Here is a 17,243-nt window from a genome sequence, read left to right as displayed (position 1 = left end):
GTGTGCGCCTACCGCCTGCACGCCGACTACGACCGCACCGGGCGCCTGAGCGCGGACGCGGCGGAGTGGGCGGTCAGGAAGCGCGAGCCCGGCGCCCTGGTCCGCGCCAACCTGGACGCCGACACCAGAGGGCTGCCCAAGGACGTCTCCCGGTCCGGCCCCGCCACCCCGGACCGGGAGCGCCAGGCCAAGCCGGCCGGGGACGACGAGCCGCTCAGGATGCAGGTCCAGGAGGTACGCCCCGAGCCCGGCACGCTCTTCGTGGTCCTGTCGGGGGCCGATCCCCGGCGGGTCGCGGTCGTGGACTCGACCGGGGTGCGGATCCGGCCGGTTGCGGTGGGGAACCTGGCCCGGTATCCGCTGCCGGCGGGGCCGTACCCGAAGAGGCTGGCGCTGGAGGCGGTGGACCTGGCGGCCAGTCCCGCGACCAACAGGCTGCTGGTCCCCGGAGCGGGGCCGCCGGCGGGGGCCAGGATCGTGGTGCGGCTGGAGCGCGACGGCGCGGGCGGCACCGTGGTGGAGGACGAGGCGGTGGTGACGCTGGCGCCGTTCGTGCTCATCGGCAACGCGGGGCGGCTGGAGCGGCTGTACATGTGCGCGGTGCGGGAGGACGATCCGGCCAAGCCGCTGGACGACAACGGCCCGTCGGTGGCCGACGTGCGGGCCGCGCTGGCCCCGCTGCGGGTGCCGCTGGTGCTCATCCCGCAGGACGTGCACGGCGGGGACACCTGGATCCAGGACCAGTACCAGCTCGGTTACACGCAGACGCCCGGCGGGCTGCAGCGGGTGCTCCTGCACGCGCCGCGTACCCGCTCCGACGCCTCCAGGCACGGCGGCCCCAACCTGGGCGGCGTCCTGGCCGGGCACTTCCTGAGCAGGGACATCGGGGTCTGCCAGGCGTTCTGGGACCGGGAGCTGACCGTCCCGGGGCCCGGCGGAGCGCCGGCCAGGATGGGCTTCGCCGAGAGCGACCGGCTGCTGACGGTGCTGACGAAGGTGCAGCTGCTGCGGCGGCACATGGTGGAGATGGTCGCCAGGATCGGCACCGCCGCCGACCTCGCCCGCATGACCAAGGCGATCGGCCCGGCGCGGGCGGACGTGTGGAAGGCCCGCGCGGAGCTGGAACTGCTGCTGAGCCTGCTGCGCGGCACGGCGCGGGCCGCGCTGGAGCGGCCGGACACCCCGTGGACCAAGGCGCTGATCGACCCGCTGCTCGCGGACGCGGGCCGGCAGGTCGCCGCGGTGACGGCGGAGATGCCGGTCGCGGCCGGACGGGCGCGGCTGCGGCTGCCCGCGGCGGGGCCGCGCCCGGCCCGCGAGTTCGTGCTCGACGCCGACGAGCTGGTCAAGCTCGACCAGCAGCTCGGCAACTGGCACTCCGGGCACAACTACGGCGGCAACATCGAGGTCGGACCGCCGTCCAGGAACGGCCCCGCCGGGGTGGTCGTCGTCGGCAACACCACCCAGCAGGCCGACGACGGCTCCACACTGACGGACATGGACCCCGACCTGCTGGCGTTCCTGCGCGGGCAGGCGCACGGCCGCCAGAGCGTGGTGGAGGTGGACACGAGCTGGCTGGACGTGGGGCACGTGGACGAGATGCTGGCGTTCGTGCCCGACCTGCGCGACCCGCGCGGGCTGGGCGCGGTGCTGCGCGCGGCTCCGGCCATCGCGCTGCTGATCATCGAGGAGGCCAAGCGGGAGTTCCTGAGCGGGCTGAACGCCCACGACCGCGCCGAGTACACGAACTGGCGCTACATCAACTCCAGGAGCCGCCTCACCATCCAGGGCACCAGGCCGATGACCCACCTGCTGCGGGGCCTGCGCTGGCTGCAGCATCACGACCCCGGGCAGGCCCTGCCCACCGAGCCTCCGGAGATCTACCAGCACCTCGCCCGGCAGAACGCCTCGGGGCCCAGCGGGCACGACATCCCGCTGCCGATCTCGCCGTGGAGCACCCAGCCCGCGCCGGTCTACCCGGCGGGCATCTCGGTCTACGAGATGTACTACTTCAGCGACAGCCTCAACGAGGACCTGGAGGCCGAGCCCGACGGGACCAGGGGCCAGCTCGCCGAGGCGGTGCGGCGGATCACCACCGAGTACGACGGCCGGATGCCGATCCTCGGTCTCCCGGTCTTCTTCGACCGGCGCTCCCCGGCGAACGGGCGCAGCACCGCCTTCACCCCCAACCTCGCCAACCTCCAGGTGGCCGGCGACCGGTTGCTCGTCCCGCGTCCGCACGGGCCGCGCATGTCGCCGGAGTCGGCGGCCAGGGTGCTGCGCGCAGTGGCCGCGCGTTTCCCCGAGGCGGTGCGCGCCGCGCGGCTCACGCCGCAGTGGCTGCGCGCCCGCGGCCTGAACAGGACCACCTTCTGGGCCCGCCACCAGTCGGTGGGCAAGGCGACCGCGACCGACCTGGCGAACCTGGCCGCCGCCTTCGCCGACGGTTTCCCCAGAGGCACGCCGGACGCCGAGGTCCGCAGGCGGATCCTGTCCGTGAACCAGACCGCCTTCGACGCCGCCGGACGGCTGAAGGGCCGCGACTGGCGGCCGCTGACGATCCCGGAGAACAAGGTGGACCTGTTCGAGGGCTGGACGGAGGCGGTCGCCGACCGGCTCGGCTACCGGGTCCAGTGGGTGGAGGCGTGGTACTACCACGTCCGCCTGGGCTCCATCCACTGCGGCACGAACGTGCTGCGCTCCGCCCCGGCCAACCGCCCGTGGTGGCGTTAGGCCGGGCGCCAGGCGAGCGCGGTGTGGCCGTCGCGGCCTTCGGTGGTCACCGCGGCCAGGAGGCTGTTGAGCACCGACTCCTCCACCGCGTCGAGCGTCGCCTCGAACAGCGGGCTCAGGTGCCGGTCGGCGACGTGCTCCCCGGTGGTCGCGGTGGAGAAGGCGAGGCCGTAGTCGCCGCTGCCGTGGGAGTAGGAGGCGCCGACCCGGCCGAGCGCCCAGACGCCGCGCTTGGCCAGGCGGGTCAGCTGGCGGCCGTCCAGGCGGGCGTCGGTGGCCACGACGATCATGCAGGAGCCGTCGTCCGGCGGCGTCTCCAGGCCGAGGAGCTCCAGCTCCGTCGCGGCCCGCGCCTCGTGCGTACGCGCCGCCGTGCGCAGGGTGCCGCCGAAGTTGGCCTGCACGAGCGCGCCGACGGTCACCTGACCGGCGCCGCGCAGGTCGAGCGTGCGCGAGGAGGTGCCGATCCCGGCCTTGAAGCCCAGGGCCACGGTGCCGGTGCCCGCGCCCACGCAGCCTTCCTCGACCGGCCCAGGCCGGGCGCCGTCGAGCGCGGCGAAGACGTGCTCGGCGGTGATCGGGCGCGCGGGCATGTCCGACAGCCAGCCGTCGTTGCACTCGCCCACGACCGGGTTGACCGAGGGCAGGCCGGGGTCGCGGGCCAGCATCCAGCTGATCAGCGCGTCGGCCACCCGGAAGGTGGACATCGTGGCGGTCAGCAGGATGGGCGTCTCGATCACGCCCAGCTCGGCGACCTGGGTGGAGCCGACGAGCTTGCCGTAGCCGTTGCCCGCATAGACGCCGGCGCCGAGCGGGAGCCGGTCGGGGACGACCGCGGTCACGCCGGTGTGGATGCCGGGCTCGCGCCGCAGCGTGGTGTGGCCGACGCGGACGCCGGACACGTCGGTGATCGCGTTGTGCTCCCCCACCGGGTACGGCCCGGCGGCCAGACCGTGGTCACGGGCCCGCCCGGCGCTCATGCGGAGAACACCTCGGGCGACAGGCCGACCTCGCGGGCCGCGGCGGTGCGGGCGTGGGAGAGCAGGCGCTCCTGGGTGAGCACGTCGGGGTGGAGGGTGTAGCGGATGGCCAGCCCGTCGAGCATGGCGTCGAGCCGCTCGGCCGCCCCGGCGGGGTCGTCACAGGTGAACTCCCCCGCGTCCACCCCGTCGTTGATCACCCGCTGGATCGCGCGCAGCCACGTCGCCTCCAGCTCCAGCACGATGGCGTTGACCGCGGGCTCGCGCAGGGCGGTGTTCCAGGCGTCCAGCCACAGCAGCCAGCTCTGGTCGGCGGCCGACTGCGGGATGTAGTAGTGCAGCACGCGGTCGAAGCGGCGCACGGCCGTGCCGGGCCCGCGGACGATCTCCTCCAGCCGGGCGCTCTCCACGTCGAGCGTGGCCCTGAGCATCGCGGTGATCAGCTCGTCCTTGGTGGCGAAGTGATAGTGGATGAGACCGCCGCTGACGTTGACCGCCTTGGCGATGTCGGCGATCCGGGTGTTGGCCAGCCCCTTTTCGAGGACGACGCGCCGGGTGGCGGCCAGCAGCTCGGCCCGGCGCTGGTCGGCCTGTTCGGCACGGGAGGAAGCACTTCGCACCGCAAAATCCTATCGCTGGGCCACGGACCGGCATCCGTCAGCATCCGGCCTTGTACAGGACCTTCCGCACCTCGGGGGTGTCGACGTTCTCGCGGGTCACGATCGTGGCGTCGGTCGGGATGGCGGCGGTCACCTGCTGTCCCTTGACTGCGGCGAACGCCTGCTCCACCCCCTTGGCGCCGATCTCGCCCGGCAACTGGGCAATGAGCGCCTGCACGACGCCGTCCCTGAGCTGCTTCACCTGGGCCGGTCCCGCGTCGAAGCCGACCATCTTGACCTGACCGAGCTTGCCGGCCTGCTGCAGGGCCGTACCGGCGCCGGTCGCGGAGTTGAGGTTGGTGGCGAAGACGCCGGCCAGGTCGGGGTCCTTCGCCAGCGCGGCGTTGACGATCTTGGAGGCTTCGCCGACGTCGTTGTGGGAGTACTGCACGCCGAGCGAGGTCACGCCGGGGTGGGCCGCCTTGATCTCCTTCTCGAAGCCCTCGATCCTGGCGTCGACCGTGCTCACGCCGGGGTCGGTGGAGATGACCAGCACCTTGCCCTTGCCGCCGATCTGCTCCGACAGGGCCTTGGCCGCGGCGGCGCCGCCCTTGACGTTGTCGGTGCTGATCCTGGACAGGCCGATCGAGGCGTCCTCGACCACCGTGTCCACCAGAATGATCTTGATGTTGCGCTGCTTGGCCTGGGTGAGCGGGGCGATCATGGCCTTGACGTCGGTGGGCGCGATGAGCAGGGCGTCCGGCTGGGCCGCCACGACCGAGTTCACGATCGGCGTCTGCAGGGTCGGGTCGAACTTCTGCGGCCCCTGCACCTCCAGCTCCACCCCCAGTTCCTTGGCCTTGGCCAGAGCGCCGCAGGCCATCGTCTCGTAGAACTCCTCCCCGGCCAGGCCCTGCACGAGCGTCACCCTGACCGCGCCGCCGGCGCTGGGCTGGCCGCAGGCGGCGAGGGCGAGCAGGAGGGCGGCGGCGAGGGCCTTGCGCATGTCGAGTCTCCTCACTGGTCGCGGCGGGCGCGTTGCCGCTGGTCGACGTAGACGGCGGTGATGAGCACGGCGCCGACCACCACCTGCTGCCAGAAGGGCCGCACGCCGAGGATCTGGAAGCCGTTCTGCAGCACCGCCGGGATGAACACGCCGATGACGGTGCCCGCCACGGTGCCCACGCCGCCGAACAGCGACGTCCCGCCGATCACGACGGCGGCGATGGCCTGGAGGTTGTCGGTGGAATGGGCGGAGACGCCGGTGATGCCGTACTTCGCCAGTGACAGGTAGCCCGCGAGGCCGGCCAGCAGTCCGGCGAGGCCGTACACCGTGATCAGGTGACGGCCGACGCGGACGCCGGCGCGGCGGGCGGCCTCGGCGTTGGAGCCGATCGCGTAGGTGTGGCGGCCGAAGCGGGTGCGGGCGAGGGCGAAGCCGAGCACCGCGGTGATGAGCGCGCAGATCCACACGATGTGCGGCACGCCGAGCCAGCGCGCGAGGCCGAGGCCGAGGTTCAGCTCGCCGGGCGCGCGCAGGTCGACGCCGCCGGTCAGCAGCAGCGCGGCGCCGAGCGACATGCCGAGCGTGCCGAGGGTGACGATCAGCGCGGGGATCCGCCCGTTCGCGACGAGCACGCCGTTGAGCAGCCCCCAGGCCAGCCCCGACAGTACGGCTGCCGCCGCCCCGGCCACGAGCGAGCCGGTGGCCTCGGCGGTCAGCGCGGCGGCCACGGCCGAGAAGACCAGCACGCCGCCCACCGACAGGTCGATCCCGGCGGTGATGATCACGTAGGTCATGCCGGTGGCCAGCAGGAGGAGGATGGCGGCGTCGCTGACCAGGTTCAGGAGGTTGAAGGGGGTGGCGAAGCTGCCGGGCCGCAGAAGGGCGAAGGCGGCCAGCAGGCCCGCGAGCACCAGGCCGATCCAGAACACCTGCGCCGACAGCAGCCGCCCGCTCATCCGAGCGCTCCCGTCATCGCGCCGACCAGTTCCTCCATGGAGACCTGGGCGGTGTCGAAGCGGGCGACCCTGCGGCCGAGCCTCAGCACCTCGACGCGGTCGGAGACGGCCTTGACGTCCTGCATGTTGTGGCTGATGAGCAGGACCGCGACGCCGGAGTCGCGCACGCCGCGGATGAGGTCGAGCACCCGGCGGGTCTGGACGACGCCGAGCGCGGCGGTCGGCTCGTCCATGAACACCACGCGGCGCGCCCAGGTGACCGCCCTGGCCACGGCGACGCCCTGCCGCTGGCCGCCCGAGAGCGTGGAGACGGGCGCGTCCTGCGACTTCAGCTCGACCCCGAGGCGCTCGCAGGCCTGCCGGGCGCGCTCGCGCATGGCCGCGTCGTCGAGCAGGCCGAGGCGGCCGAGCAGTCCGGGTTTGAGCAGCTCGCGGCCCAGGAAGAAGTTGGCGGCCGGGGTGAGGTCGGCGCACAGGGCGAGGTCCTGGTAGACGGTCTCGATCCCGGCGGCTCTGGCGTCCTCGGCGGCGGAGAAGGCCATCGGCCGGCCGTCGAGCAGGATCTCGCCGTCGTCGGGCGGCTCGACCCCGGACAGGATCTTGGCGAGGGTGGACTTGCCCGCGCCGTTGTCCCCGATCAGCGCGACGACCTCGCCGGGCGGCAGCGCGAGGTCGGCTCCGCGCAGCGCCTCGACGTGGCCGTAGCTCTTGACGATGCCGCGGGCTTCGAGCAGCGGTCCGGCCATAGATCTATCAAGAGCGGGGTTGACATCGTTGTCAACCCCGGATCAAGAACAGGCGTAGAGTCCGTTCTGTCCCTGCACTTCCGTGCACTTCTCCCGCACCCAGGCCGCCGCGTCGGCGCCGCCCCTGCCGCCGGGCAGCACGTAACGGAGGCGGCCGGAGGAGGTCAGCTCCTCCAGTCGCTCGGCGGTCATGGCGGGGTCGGAGCCGGTGAAACCGCCCATGGCGATGACCGGCCGGCCGGTGGACAGGATCAGCGAGGCCGCCTGCTGGGCACTGCCCACGGCGACCAGCCACTCGGCGTTCCCCCGGTTGGCCAGCAGATGGTTGGTGAGCTCCGCACCGACCCCGCGCCCGCCGGAAAAGCCCTGGTTCCCGCGACCGCCCGTGGGCGTCGCCTGACCCCCGGGAGCGCCGTCACCCGTCGGCGGGCGATCACCCGTCGGCGGGCGGCCGCCTGGCATGCCCGCCGGGCCGCCGAAGCCTCCCCTTCCGGTGTTGGGGCCCGCGGTCGGGTTGGTGCCGTTCACCGGGGACTGGAGCGGGGTGACCGCGTACGCCGCCGGTCCGGCCAGACCCGCGACCAGGGCGAGGGTGAGGCCGGTGACGGTGAGCGCGGCGCCGCGCCGTACCCGGGCCAGGACCAGCGCGAGCCCGGCCAGGACGGTGGCGGCGAGCACGGCCCAGGCCAGCCACGGCATCCACTCCGGCGTACGGCGCAGCACCGCGAACGCCCACCCGCCGATCACCGCGACCGCCAGGGGCAGCGCCCAGCCCAGCGCGTGTCCCTCCCGGTAGAGCCGCCACATGAGCACGCCGCCCATCCCGGTCAGCGCCGCCACCGCCGGTGCCATGGCCGTGCTGTAGTAGGGGTGGAAGGTGCCGCTGGAGAAGCTGAAGACCACCACGTGCACGGCCAGCCAGCCGCCCCACACCAGCCACGGCCCCCAGGTCCACGTCCGCTCGGGCCCGCGGGCGCGCAGCCCCGCCGCGAGCGCGACGAGCAGGGCGATCGCGCAGAGCGGGAGCAGCCACGAGATCTGCCCGGCCATCACCTCGTTGAACAGCCGCCCGGCCCCCGGCTCCCCGCCGAACGTCGGCCCGCGCCCGCCGCCGCCCTGCCCGAAGATCCGGCCGAGGCCGTTGTAGCCGACGACCAGGTCCCAGACGGTGTTGTCGGCGGACCCGCCGACGTAGGGACGGGACGCGGCGGGCCACAGGTCGACGATCACCATCCACCAGGCGCTCGACACCACGAGCACCGCCCCGGCGGCCAGCAGGTGGCCGATCCGCCGGGCGAGGCCGGTGCGGGCGCAGAGCAGGTAGGCGAGGGCGAAGGCGGGCAGCACCAGGTACGCCTGGAGCATCTTGGTGTTGAAGCCGAGGCCCACGAACATCGCGCACAGCAGCAGCCGGCGCGGCCGCCCGGTGCGCAGGGCCTCCAGGCAGAACCAGGCGGCCACGGTGAGCAGCAGCACCAGGAGCGTGTCGGGGTTGTTGTCGCGGTTGATGGCGACGGTGATCGGGGTCAGCGTCATCGCGATCGCCGCGAGGAGCCCGGCCGCCTCCGCCCGCCGTACACCGAAATATGGGGACATGTTGCGGCGGACGGCCGAATAGACCACGGCGATCGCCGCCACGCCCGCCAGCGCCTGCGGCACCAGCATGCTCCACGTCGAGAACCCGAAGACCCGCGCCGACAGCGCCATCACCCACAACGCCAGCGGCGGCTTGTCCACGGTGATGAACGATCCGGCGTCCAGCGCGCCGAAGAAGAACGCCTTCCAGCTCCGGGTGGCCGACAGGACGGCGGCCGAGTAGTAGGTGTTGGCCATCCCGCTCAGCGCCCACGTGTACAGGACCAGGGCGACTACCAGCACCCCGGCCAGAGCCCATCGTGCCCGCGTCACCGGCCGGCCCTCCGCGGGTTGAACACCCACACGCGCAGCAGCAGGAAGCGCACCAGCGTGGCCAGCGCGTTGGCGAGCACCACCGCGGCCAGTTCGACGCCGTGCGAGACCCCCTCGGGCAGCAGCGCGAGCCCTCCGGTGGTGAGCGTCAGCCCCACGAGGAAGGCGATCAGGCCCTCGAACTGGTGGCGGACGACCCCCGCCGACCCGCTGATCCCGAACGTGAAGCGCCGGTTGGCCGCGGTGTTGGCCACGGCGGTGACCAGCAGCGCGATCGTGTTGGCCGCCATGGGCGCGAACGCCTCGCGCAGCAGCGTGTACAGGCCGAGGTAGGCCAGCGTGCTGAAGACGCCCACGACCGCGAAGCGCGGGAGCTGCCTGACCAGCCCGCGCGGCACCTCGCGCGAGGGGATCGGCGCCCGCAGCGCGTGCGCGCGGGCCAGCCTGGCCATGCCGCGCAGGTCGTCCAGGGCGGTGCGCAGCACGTCGACCCGGCTGTCCGGATCGTCCACCCAGTCCACCGGCACCTCGTGGATGCGCAGCCCGTGCCGCTGGGCCAGCATGAGCAGCTCGGTGTCGAAGAACCACTGCTCGTCCTCGACCGCGGGCAGCAGCGCCTGCGCCACCTCGGTCCGCACCGCCTTGAAGCCGCACTGGGCGTCGGTGAAGCGGGCGCCGAGCAGGGCGTGCAGGAGCAGGTTGTAGCAGCGGGAGATGACCTCGCGCTTGGGCCCGCGCTCCACGCGCGCCGCCTGGGCCAGCCGGGTGCCGATGGCCAGGTCGCTGTGGCCCGACAGCAGCGGCGCGACCAGGGGCAGAAAGGCGTCCAGGTCCGTGGACAGGTCCACGTCCATGTAGCTGACGACATCGGCGTCGCTCTGCGACCACACTCGGCGCAGCGCCCTGCCCCGCCCCTTCTCCTCCAGGTGTACGGCCCGCACGTGCGGCAGCTCGGCCGCCAGCTCCCTGGCCAGTTGCCAGGTGTTGTCCGTGCTGGCGTTGTCGGCGATCGTGATGCGGAAGCCGTAGGGGAAGGTGGCCAGCAGGTAGTCGTGCAGCCTGGTCACGCCGGCGCGCAGGGCGCGCTGCTCGTTGTGGACCGGGACGACCACCTCGACCAGCCGCGTCTTGATGGAGGTTCGCATGCCTCCCAGGTCACCGGTCCGGCCTTTAGCCGGACTTAGCCGATGATGAGAGCGGAGTGAGACTTCCCGGGAGCCGGACGGTCGCGATCACTCCGCCGCCCGGCGCGTTGTCCAGCCGGACGCTTCCGCCCGCCTCGGCCACCGCCTGCGCCACGATCGCCAGCCCCAGCCCGGAGCCGGGCAGCCCGCGCGCCGAGGGCGAGCGCCAGAAGCGGTCGAAGACGTGCGGCAGCTCCTCGCGCGGGATGCCGGGCCCGTGGTCGCGCACGGTCAGCACGCCCTCGCGCAGCACCACCTCGATGCCGTTCTCGCTGAACTTGCGGGCGTTGTCGATGAGGTTGAGCACCGCGCGTTCCAGCGAGGCGCCGTTGCCGACCGTGTACCACTCGCCGAGATCCGTGCTCAGCTCCGCGCCGCGCAGCCGTGCCCGTTCGGCCGCGGCCTTCACCACGTCGTGCAGGGCCAGCTCCACGTGCGGCTCGTGGTCGGTGTCGCCCCTGGCCAGCATGAGCAGGTCGCCCACCAGCGACGACAGCTCGGCGAACTGGGCCTTCACGTTGACCAGCAGCCGCTCCTTGGCGGCCGGGTCGAGCTGCCTGCCGGTCTGCTCGCTGCGCAGCAGCAGGTCGATGTTGGTGCGCAGCGTGGTCAGCGGGGTGCGCAGCTCGTGGCCGGCGTCGGCGACGAGCTGGCGCTGGCGGTCGCGGGAACCGGCCAGGGCCGCCGTCATCGCGTTGAAGGAGGCGCTCAGGCGGGCGATCTCGTCCTCGCCCTTGACCGGGATCGAGGTGTCGAGGTCCTCGGTGGTGGCGATGTGCTCGACCGCCCTGGTCAGCTCGCCCACCGGGCGCAGGGCCGTACGGGAGACCAGGAGGCCGGCCGAGGCGGCGCCGACCACGCCGAGGCCGGCCACGCCGGCGAGCAGGGCGGCCAGCGTGTTCAGGGAGTTCTGCAGCCGGTCGAGGCGGCGGGCGCTCATGACGGCCATGCCGGGCGCGACCCACTTGGTGGCGACGCGGACCTGCGCGCCCGTGGTGGTGGTGCTGTTGTGCAGGCACTGGCCGCCGGACCTGGCCACCTTCCGGTCGGCCTCGGTCACGGCGAGCGGCGTGCCGAACGAGCAGTTCGGGCTGCCGTCGGCGTAGATGATCTGCTCGGAGTAGGGCGGCGTGTAGGGGTCCTCACGCGACGGGTCGGTCGAGCACCTGAGCAGGAGCTTGGTGACGTCGGGCCGCTTGCCGGGCGGGCCCTCCAGCTCGTGGTCGAGCTGGCTGAGCAGCGTCATGCGCACGATCGAGAAGCACAGGACCGCCGAGAGCGCGACCGCCAGCGCCACCGCCGCCGTGACCAGCAGCGTCATCCGGGTGCGCAGGCTGCTCCATCTCACGGCGCGTTCCGCAGCACGTAGCCGACGCCGCGCACGGTGTGGATCAGCCGTGGCTCGCCGTCCGCCTCCGTCTTGCGCCTCAGGTACATGACGTAGACGTCGAGGGAGTTGGAGGTCGGCTCGAAGTCGAAGCCCCAGACCTCGCCGAGGATCTGGTCGCGGGTGAGCACCTGGCGCGGGTGGCTTAGCAGCAGTTCGAGCAACTGGTACTCGGTCCTGGTCAGGTCGAGCCGGCGTGCGCCGCGGGTCACCTCTCGGGTGGCGGGGTCCATGCGCAGGTCGGCGTAGGCGAGCAGGCCGTCCTGCGGGGTGCTGCCCAGCGCGCTGCGCCGCAGCAGCGCCCGTACCCTGGCCAGCAGTTCGTCCAGCTCGAACGGCTTGACCAGGTAGTCGTCCGCGCCCGCGTCCAGCCCGGAGACGCGGTCGCCGACGGCGTCGCGTGCGGTCAGCATGAGCACCGGCACGTGGTTGCCGACCTGGCGCAGCCGCCGGCACGCGGTCAGCCCGTCGAGCTTGGGCATCATGACGTCCAGCAGCACCGCGTCGTAGGTCTCGCGGGCCAGTTCCTCCAGCGCCGCCTGGCCGTCCACGGCCGTGGCGACCTGGTAGCCCTCGAACTCCAGGCTCGACTGCAGCGCCTCGCGCAACGCCGGCTCGTCGTCCACCACCAGGAGTCTCATGGGCTCAGTCATGCGTCGAGGCTATGCCGCCATCATGAGAACTCGCTGAAGGACGGCGCCTCAGGTCAGCAACGACATCGCGGCGTTGTGGCCGGGGATGCCGCTGACCCCGCCGCCGCGCCGCGCGCCCGCGCCGCACAGCAGCAGCCTCGGGTGCCCGGTCTCGACGCCCCAGCCGCCCTCGTCGGCGTAGGGCCAGGTCAGGTCGCGGTGGAAGATGTGCCCGCCGGGCAGTCCCGCCTCGTTCTCCAGGTCGACGGGCGTCTTGGCCTCCAGGCACGGCTCGCCCGCCGGGGTGGTGGCCAGGCAGTCTGCGATGGGCTCGGCCAGCACGGAGTCGATCGAGCGCAGCGTGGCCTCCAGGGCGTTTCTGCGCGAGGTCTCCGGGTCGTCGCGGAACAGGCGGGCGGGCATGTGCAGCCCAAACAACGTCATCGTCTCGCCGTCCTGGCCGAGGATGGACCGGTCGGTCAGCGAGTGGCAGTACACCTCCGCGGGCGGCAGCGACGGGATCTCGCCCCGGGCGGCCTGCGCGTAGGCCCGCGCGAGCTGCTCCTGGCTCTCGTTGATGTGGAAGGTGCCGCTGAAGGCCGCGTGCGGCTCCACGTGCGCGTCCTTGAGCCGCGGCAGCCGCCGCAGCACCATGTTGACCTTGAGCTGCGCGCCCTCGGGCGTCTCCGGCTCGCCGCCGAGCAGCCGACCCAGTACGGCCGGCGGCACGTTGGCCAGCACCCGCTCCCCCGACACCACGTGCTCGGCGCCGTCCAACCGGAAGGTCACCTCCCCGGCCTCCGGGTCGATCCCGATCACCTCGGCCCCCGTCCTGATCTCCGCCCCCGCCTCGCGGGCCGCGGCCGCCAGCGCGCCGGACACCACGCCCATGCCGCCCACCGGCACGTTCCACTCCCCGGTCCCGTCCCCGACCACGTGGTAGAGGAAGCACCGGTTGGCCAGCAGGTCGGTGTCGGGATCGGCGAACGTGCCGATGAGCGCGTCGGTCAGCACCACGCCCCGCACGGTGTCGTCGCGGAAGCGCGCCCGCACCGCCCGCCCGATCGGCTCGGCGAACACCTCCCCCCACGCCCGCGCCCCGACCAGCCGCTCGACCTCCCGCGCCGACGGCAGCGGCCCGAGCAACGTGGGCGCCAGCGCCTCGGCCACCCCCGCGGTCATCGCGTAGAACTCCCGCCAGGCCGGGTAGTCCTCCGCGCCGCCGGTGACGGCGCGGAAGGACTCCTCGGTACGGCCCGCGTCCTCGTTGTCCACGAGCAGCCCGCCCTGCCCCACCGGCGTGTAGGAGGCGTACCGCCGCCGCCGGAGCTCGATCCGCAGCCCCAGATCCTTGACGATCTTCGTCGGCAGCAGGCTGACCAGATAGGAGTAGCGCGACACCCGCGCCTCGACCCCGGGGAAGGCGCGTGCCGAGATGGCCAGCCCGCCGACGTGGCCGAGCCGTTCGAGGACGAGCACCCGGCGACCGGCGTGGGCGAGGTAGGCGGCGGCGACGAGCCCGTTGTGCCCGGCGCCCACGATGACGGCGTCATAACGCATGAAAGGTCCTTAAGCAGGAAGGATGCCCGGGACCTTACCCGTCACGGATCGCTCAGTACCACCTCCACGTACCGCAGATCCGGAGATACCGCGACGACCTGCACCTTCAGCACCGTGTCCACGGAGTACTCGGTGGGCAGGCTCGCGCCCACCGCCGCGGTGCCCTCGAGCCAGACCGGGTTCTCCTCGCCCTGCCAGGCCAGCGTGGGCCGGCGGCCGATGGAGTGCACGACCACCGCCGGCCGGATGGCGGCGTCCTGGCCGAAGCGGGCCCGGTACTCGACGGTGATCTCGCCCTGGCTGGTCGGGACCACCGCGAGCACGGGGTCGTGCAGGTTCGCCTGGCCGAAGGCGGCGAGGCGGATGCGCGGCTTGGTGGCCAGGTCGGGCCGGAGCACGCTGGAGGATCCGGCGAACTCCGGCACGTACCGGTAGAGGGCGGCCGGGGACAGGTTGCGGTCGCTGCGGAAGAACCCGGGCGAGATCACGGTGACGCCCACGAACGCGGCCGGCAACGGGACCGCGCGGTCCTGGACTCCGGTGAAGCCCATGACCGAGTAGTCGTCCTGGTAGACGTAGTCGCCGCACGGGCCGAAGGCGTGGTCGAAGCCGATGACGTGACCGATCTCGTGGTCGTAGAAGGACACGAAGCCGCCCTGGTCGAGGACGGCGGCGCCGCCGATGGCCCCGGAGTTGCACGGCGGCGGGTGCATGAACACGACGATGCGGTCCACGCCATCGAAGCTGACGCCGTCGCGCTCGGCCTGCGCGCGGCACTGGTTGACCATGCCGCCGCGGTCGTCGCGGTTGCCGACCTGGGAGATGCCGACCAGCGGGCGCCACGGCTCGACGCTGAAGCGCAGTTCGCGCAGCCGTAGCGTGGAGGCGGACCAGAAGTCGAGCATGCTCCAGCCGTTCGGCACGTCGAGCACCTCGCGCAGCGCGGCGTCGGGCCAGAGGGGGTGGACGTTGGCGTCGGGGGCGTTCACCGCCCAGGTGTAGCGCAGCACCTTCACGTTGAGGGGCCGCGTGTGCGTGCTGGTACGGCGCAGCAGCTCGCGCACCGACACCTGGCCGGGCAGTCCCGCCTCGCGCCCCAGGGTGCGGACGCTGATGGGAAGCGACCGGACCGCCTTGCTCAGTCGCACGGAGAGCATGGCATTCCTCCAAGGGGTCAGCGGAGCAGGACGAGGATCGGGATCAGCCCGACGCCCCGGTCGAGCGCGGACATGGCCTTGCCGATGACGGCCCCGAAGGCCCGTCCGGGGTCGACCGCCTTCATGGCGTGGCCGGGCGTGTCGGAGGTGGTGAGCAGGTCGCCCACGCCGACGGGCGCGTAGGTGGCGTCGACCCGGCAGTAAACCTTGCCGACGAGCGCCAGCGGATAACGCCCGGCCCGCTGCTCCCGGTGGTCGAGGATGACCCCGGGCCGGTAGTCCCCCGCGCCCGACACCACCCCGGCGACCTTGGAGTCGTAGGCGCTGGTGCTCATCCGCACCCGGTCGACCCCGTCGAGCACGACCACGGTCCCGGGGACGACGGCCTCGGATTCGGATTCGGCCAAGGAGAAATTCTCGGCCAGATCGGCGCCCGTGAGCAGGACGTCACCGGTGACGATGACATTGCCTTTGAAGAATCCCGCGGGACCGACCCCGCGATGGTCCGCGTAGAGCGCGGCCCCGGTGCTGTCCGCATTGAGATTATAGGCGGCGATAGCCGCGGTATTCGGAGAATTCGTCTCCGCGTGAACGGCTTCATAAGCCTCACTTCTGGCATCCACCGCGGCGCCGATCCCCGTGCGCACGAACACCCCGGGCCCACGCCCGCGATTGTCGGCGAACAAGGACGCGCCCGTCCCGCCCGGGTTGACGTTGTAGGCCGCGATGGCGGCGACCTCGGCGGCGTTGGTCTCGGCGTGAAGGGCCTCATACGACTCGCTCCTGGCGTCGAGCGCCGCGCCGGACCCCGTCCTGACGAACACCCCCGGACCGCGCCCCCGGTTCTCCCCGACCAGGACGGCCCCCGCCCCTTCGGTGTTGAGGCTGTAGGCCGCGATGACGGCGGACCCGGTGGTGTTGGTCTCGGCGTGGACGGCCTCGAAGCCCTCGCTCTTCGCGTCCACCGCGGCGCCGGGGCCGGTCCGGACGAACACCCCTGGCCCGCGTCCCCGGTTCTCGGCGAACAGCGTCGCCCCGGTCCCTTCGGCATTGAGGTTGTATCCGGCGATGGCCGCGTTCTGCGGAGAATTGGTGGTGGCGTGAACACCGTCGAATTCCTGGCTGATGCCGTGAATTCCGGGACCGCTCTTACTGGTGCCTTTGACCGCGGCTTCGCCGGGCCGCGAGGTCTCACCGTGCAACGCAGGCATTTGGGGGGCCTTTCACTGGACGCCTGGGTCCTTCAATATGACACCCGCTTATCCGGCCAGCCAGGCGATAATCCCCTTACTCATTCCGCAATTCCCCATTTAATCGGATATAAAAGGCCACTTGGCTGCCTAACGGGCGCCGTTGCGGCGGGACATGTGTCCGACGTGAGAAGCGATCCCCCCGATCGGCGCCGGCCCGCGTCGGTGGGTGGGGTGGGGGCGGCTTGGCCGTAAGGGATGGGGAGCTTGTGATCGAGGACGCTACGGACGGCTGGCGATGGAGAGAAGCGTGGCGGCGGGAGGGGGGAGGGTGCGGCCGCGGCGCCAGACGGCGCGCAGGCTGCGGACCAGGTTCAGGCCCGCGAGCGGCACCTCGACCAGCCGCCCGGTCGCCAGGTCGGCCTCCACCGCGTACCCGCTCAGCACGGCGGGCGCCGCGCCCGCCGAGGCCGCGCCCTTCACCGCAGAGTTCGACCCCAGCTCCAGCCGCGGACTCGCCTGATGCAGGTCGCGGAAGGCCAGGTCGAGCGTCTCGCGCGTGCCCGAGCCCGGCTCGCGCACCACCAGCGGCGTCGCGGCCAGTTCCGCCCCCCGCAGCACGGTACGGCGGCGCGCCCACGGATGCCCCGGCGCCACCACGACCACCAGCCGGTCGGTGCCGACCACGCGCGAGTCCAGCCCGTCGGGCACGGTCGGCCCCTCCACGAACCCCAGCTCGACCGACCGCGGCGTCCCGTCCGCGCCCGCCAGCACCAGCGCGGCCACCTCGGCGGAGTTCACCACGTCCAGCCCCACCTGCACGTCGGGCTCGCGGTTCTGGAACTCCCCCAGCCACCGCGGCACCAGATACTCGGCCACCGTCATCGACGAGGCCACCCGCAGGTGCGCCGCCTCGCTGTGCCGCACCGCCGCCGCCGCGCGCATCAGCTCCTGCGCCGCCGACAGCACCTGCGCGGCCCATCCGGCGACCATCTTCCCCTCGGCGGTCAGCGCCGAGCCCCGCGGCGTGCGCTCCAGCAGCGGCAGCCCGAGGCGGCGTTCGAGCTGGGCGATGCGCTTGCTGGCCGACGGCTGGGCGATGCCCGCGGCGCGCGCGGCACGGCCCAGGCTGCCGAGCTCGCCCACGTCGACGAGGAGCTTCAGCGAGTCGAGGTCCGGCAGCGCACTCATAGCCTCAGGCTATG

14 protein-coding genes are annotated in these 17,243 nt (G+C 72.8%); 1 reads left to right on the top strand and 13 read right to left on the bottom strand.

Annotated elements, in window-relative coordinates:
* A complete protein-coding gene (locus tag ACIBEJ_RS13175) occupies positions 1-2,733 on the top strand; it encodes a protein-arginine deiminase family protein (protein WP_397182899.1) in 2,733 nt (910 codons plus the stop codon).
* On the opposite strand, the gene ACIBEJ_RS13170 is transcribed toward ACIBEJ_RS13175, so the two are convergent.
* The 13 genes from ACIBEJ_RS13170 to ACIBEJ_RS13110 all read right to left on the bottom strand — a co-directional run bounded on the left by ACIBEJ_RS13170 (position 2,730) and on the right by ACIBEJ_RS13110 (position 17,229).
* A complete protein-coding gene (locus ACIBEJ_RS13170) occupies positions 2,730-3,713 on the bottom strand; it encodes a P1 family peptidase (protein ID WP_397182898.1) in 984 nt (327 codons plus the stop codon). The two genes, ACIBEJ_RS13175 and ACIBEJ_RS13170, sit on opposite strands and share 4 nt — an antisense overlap.
* Positions 3,710-4,333: a TetR/AcrR family transcriptional regulator gene (locus tag ACIBEJ_RS13165; protein ID WP_397182897.1), complete on the bottom strand. Its 624-nt coding sequence runs from the start codon at positions 4,331-4,333 to the stop codon at positions 3,710-3,712. The genes ACIBEJ_RS13170 and ACIBEJ_RS13165 overlap by 4 nt, the downstream gene beginning before the upstream one ends.
* Positions 4,334-4,370: 37 nt before the next feature.
* A complete protein-coding gene (locus ACIBEJ_RS13160) occupies positions 4,371-5,318 on the bottom strand; it encodes an ABC transporter substrate-binding protein (protein ID WP_397182896.1) in 948 nt (315 codons plus the stop codon).
* Between the two features lie 11 nt (positions 5,319-5,329).
* Positions 5,330-6,274, bottom strand: coding sequence for an ABC transporter permease (locus tag ACIBEJ_RS13155; RefSeq protein ID WP_397182895.1), 945 nt, complete (start codon positions 6,272-6,274; stop codon positions 5,330-5,332).
* Positions 6,271-7,020 carry an ATP-binding cassette domain-containing protein gene (locus ACIBEJ_RS13150; RefSeq protein WP_397182894.1) on the bottom strand — a complete coding sequence of 250 codons (750 nt, stop codon included), beginning with the start codon at positions 7,018-7,020 and terminating at the stop codon, positions 6,271-6,273. Before ACIBEJ_RS13150 ends, ACIBEJ_RS13155 begins: the two co-directional genes overlap by 4 nt.
* A gap of 42 nt (positions 7,021-7,062) precedes the next feature.
* Positions 7,063-8,928: a glycosyltransferase family 39 protein gene (locus ACIBEJ_RS13145; RefSeq protein WP_397182893.1), complete on the bottom strand. Its 1,866-nt coding sequence runs from the start codon at positions 8,926-8,928 to the stop codon at positions 7,063-7,065.
* The gene (locus ACIBEJ_RS13140) at positions 8,925-10,073 is read right to left on the bottom strand and encodes a glycosyltransferase (RefSeq protein WP_397182892.1); all 1,149 of its coding nucleotides are present in this window, start codon (positions 10,071-10,073) and stop codon (positions 8,925-8,927) included. Before ACIBEJ_RS13140 ends, ACIBEJ_RS13145 begins: the two co-directional genes overlap by 4 nt.
* 25 nt (positions 10,074-10,098) lie before the next feature.
* Entirely contained in the window at positions 10,099-11,460 is a 1,362-nt protein-coding gene (locus tag ACIBEJ_RS13135; protein ID WP_397182891.1) for a sensor histidine kinase, read from the bottom strand.
* Positions 11,457-12,140 carry a response regulator transcription factor gene (locus tag ACIBEJ_RS13130; RefSeq protein ID WP_397183257.1) on the bottom strand — a complete coding sequence of 228 codons (684 nt, stop codon included), beginning with the start codon at positions 12,138-12,140 and terminating at the stop codon, positions 11,457-11,459. The genes ACIBEJ_RS13135 and ACIBEJ_RS13130 overlap by 4 nt, the downstream gene beginning before the upstream one ends.
* Positions 12,141-12,200: 60 nt before the next feature.
* Positions 12,201-13,691, bottom strand: coding sequence for a phytoene desaturase family protein (locus ACIBEJ_RS13125; protein WP_397182890.1), 1,491 nt, complete (start codon positions 13,689-13,691; stop codon positions 12,201-12,203).
* Positions 13,692-13,732: 41 nt separating this feature from the next.
* The gene (locus ACIBEJ_RS13120; protein ID WP_397182889.1) at positions 13,733-14,848 is read right to left on the bottom strand and encodes a hypothetical protein; all 1,116 of its coding nucleotides are present in this window, start codon (positions 14,846-14,848) and stop codon (positions 13,733-13,735) included.
* A gap of 17 nt (positions 14,849-14,865) precedes the next feature.
* Positions 14,866-16,050, bottom strand: a complete 1,185-nt coding sequence (locus tag ACIBEJ_RS13115) for a hypothetical protein (protein ID WP_397182888.1) — start codon at positions 16,048-16,050, stop codon at positions 14,866-14,868.
* A 270-nt stretch (positions 16,051-16,320) separates the two neighbouring features.
* Positions 16,321-17,229: a LysR family transcriptional regulator gene (locus ACIBEJ_RS13110; RefSeq protein ID WP_397182887.1), complete on the bottom strand. Its 909-nt coding sequence runs from the start codon at positions 17,227-17,229 to the stop codon at positions 16,321-16,323.
* Positions 17,230-17,243 lie beyond the last annotated feature (14 nt).

This window comes from Nonomuraea sp. NPDC050790, assembly GCF_044456745.1.
Lineage (GTDB): Bacteria > Actinomycetota > Actinomycetes > Streptosporangiales > Streptosporangiaceae > Nonomuraea.
This window is presented reverse-complemented; position numbering and strand designations above follow the sequence as displayed.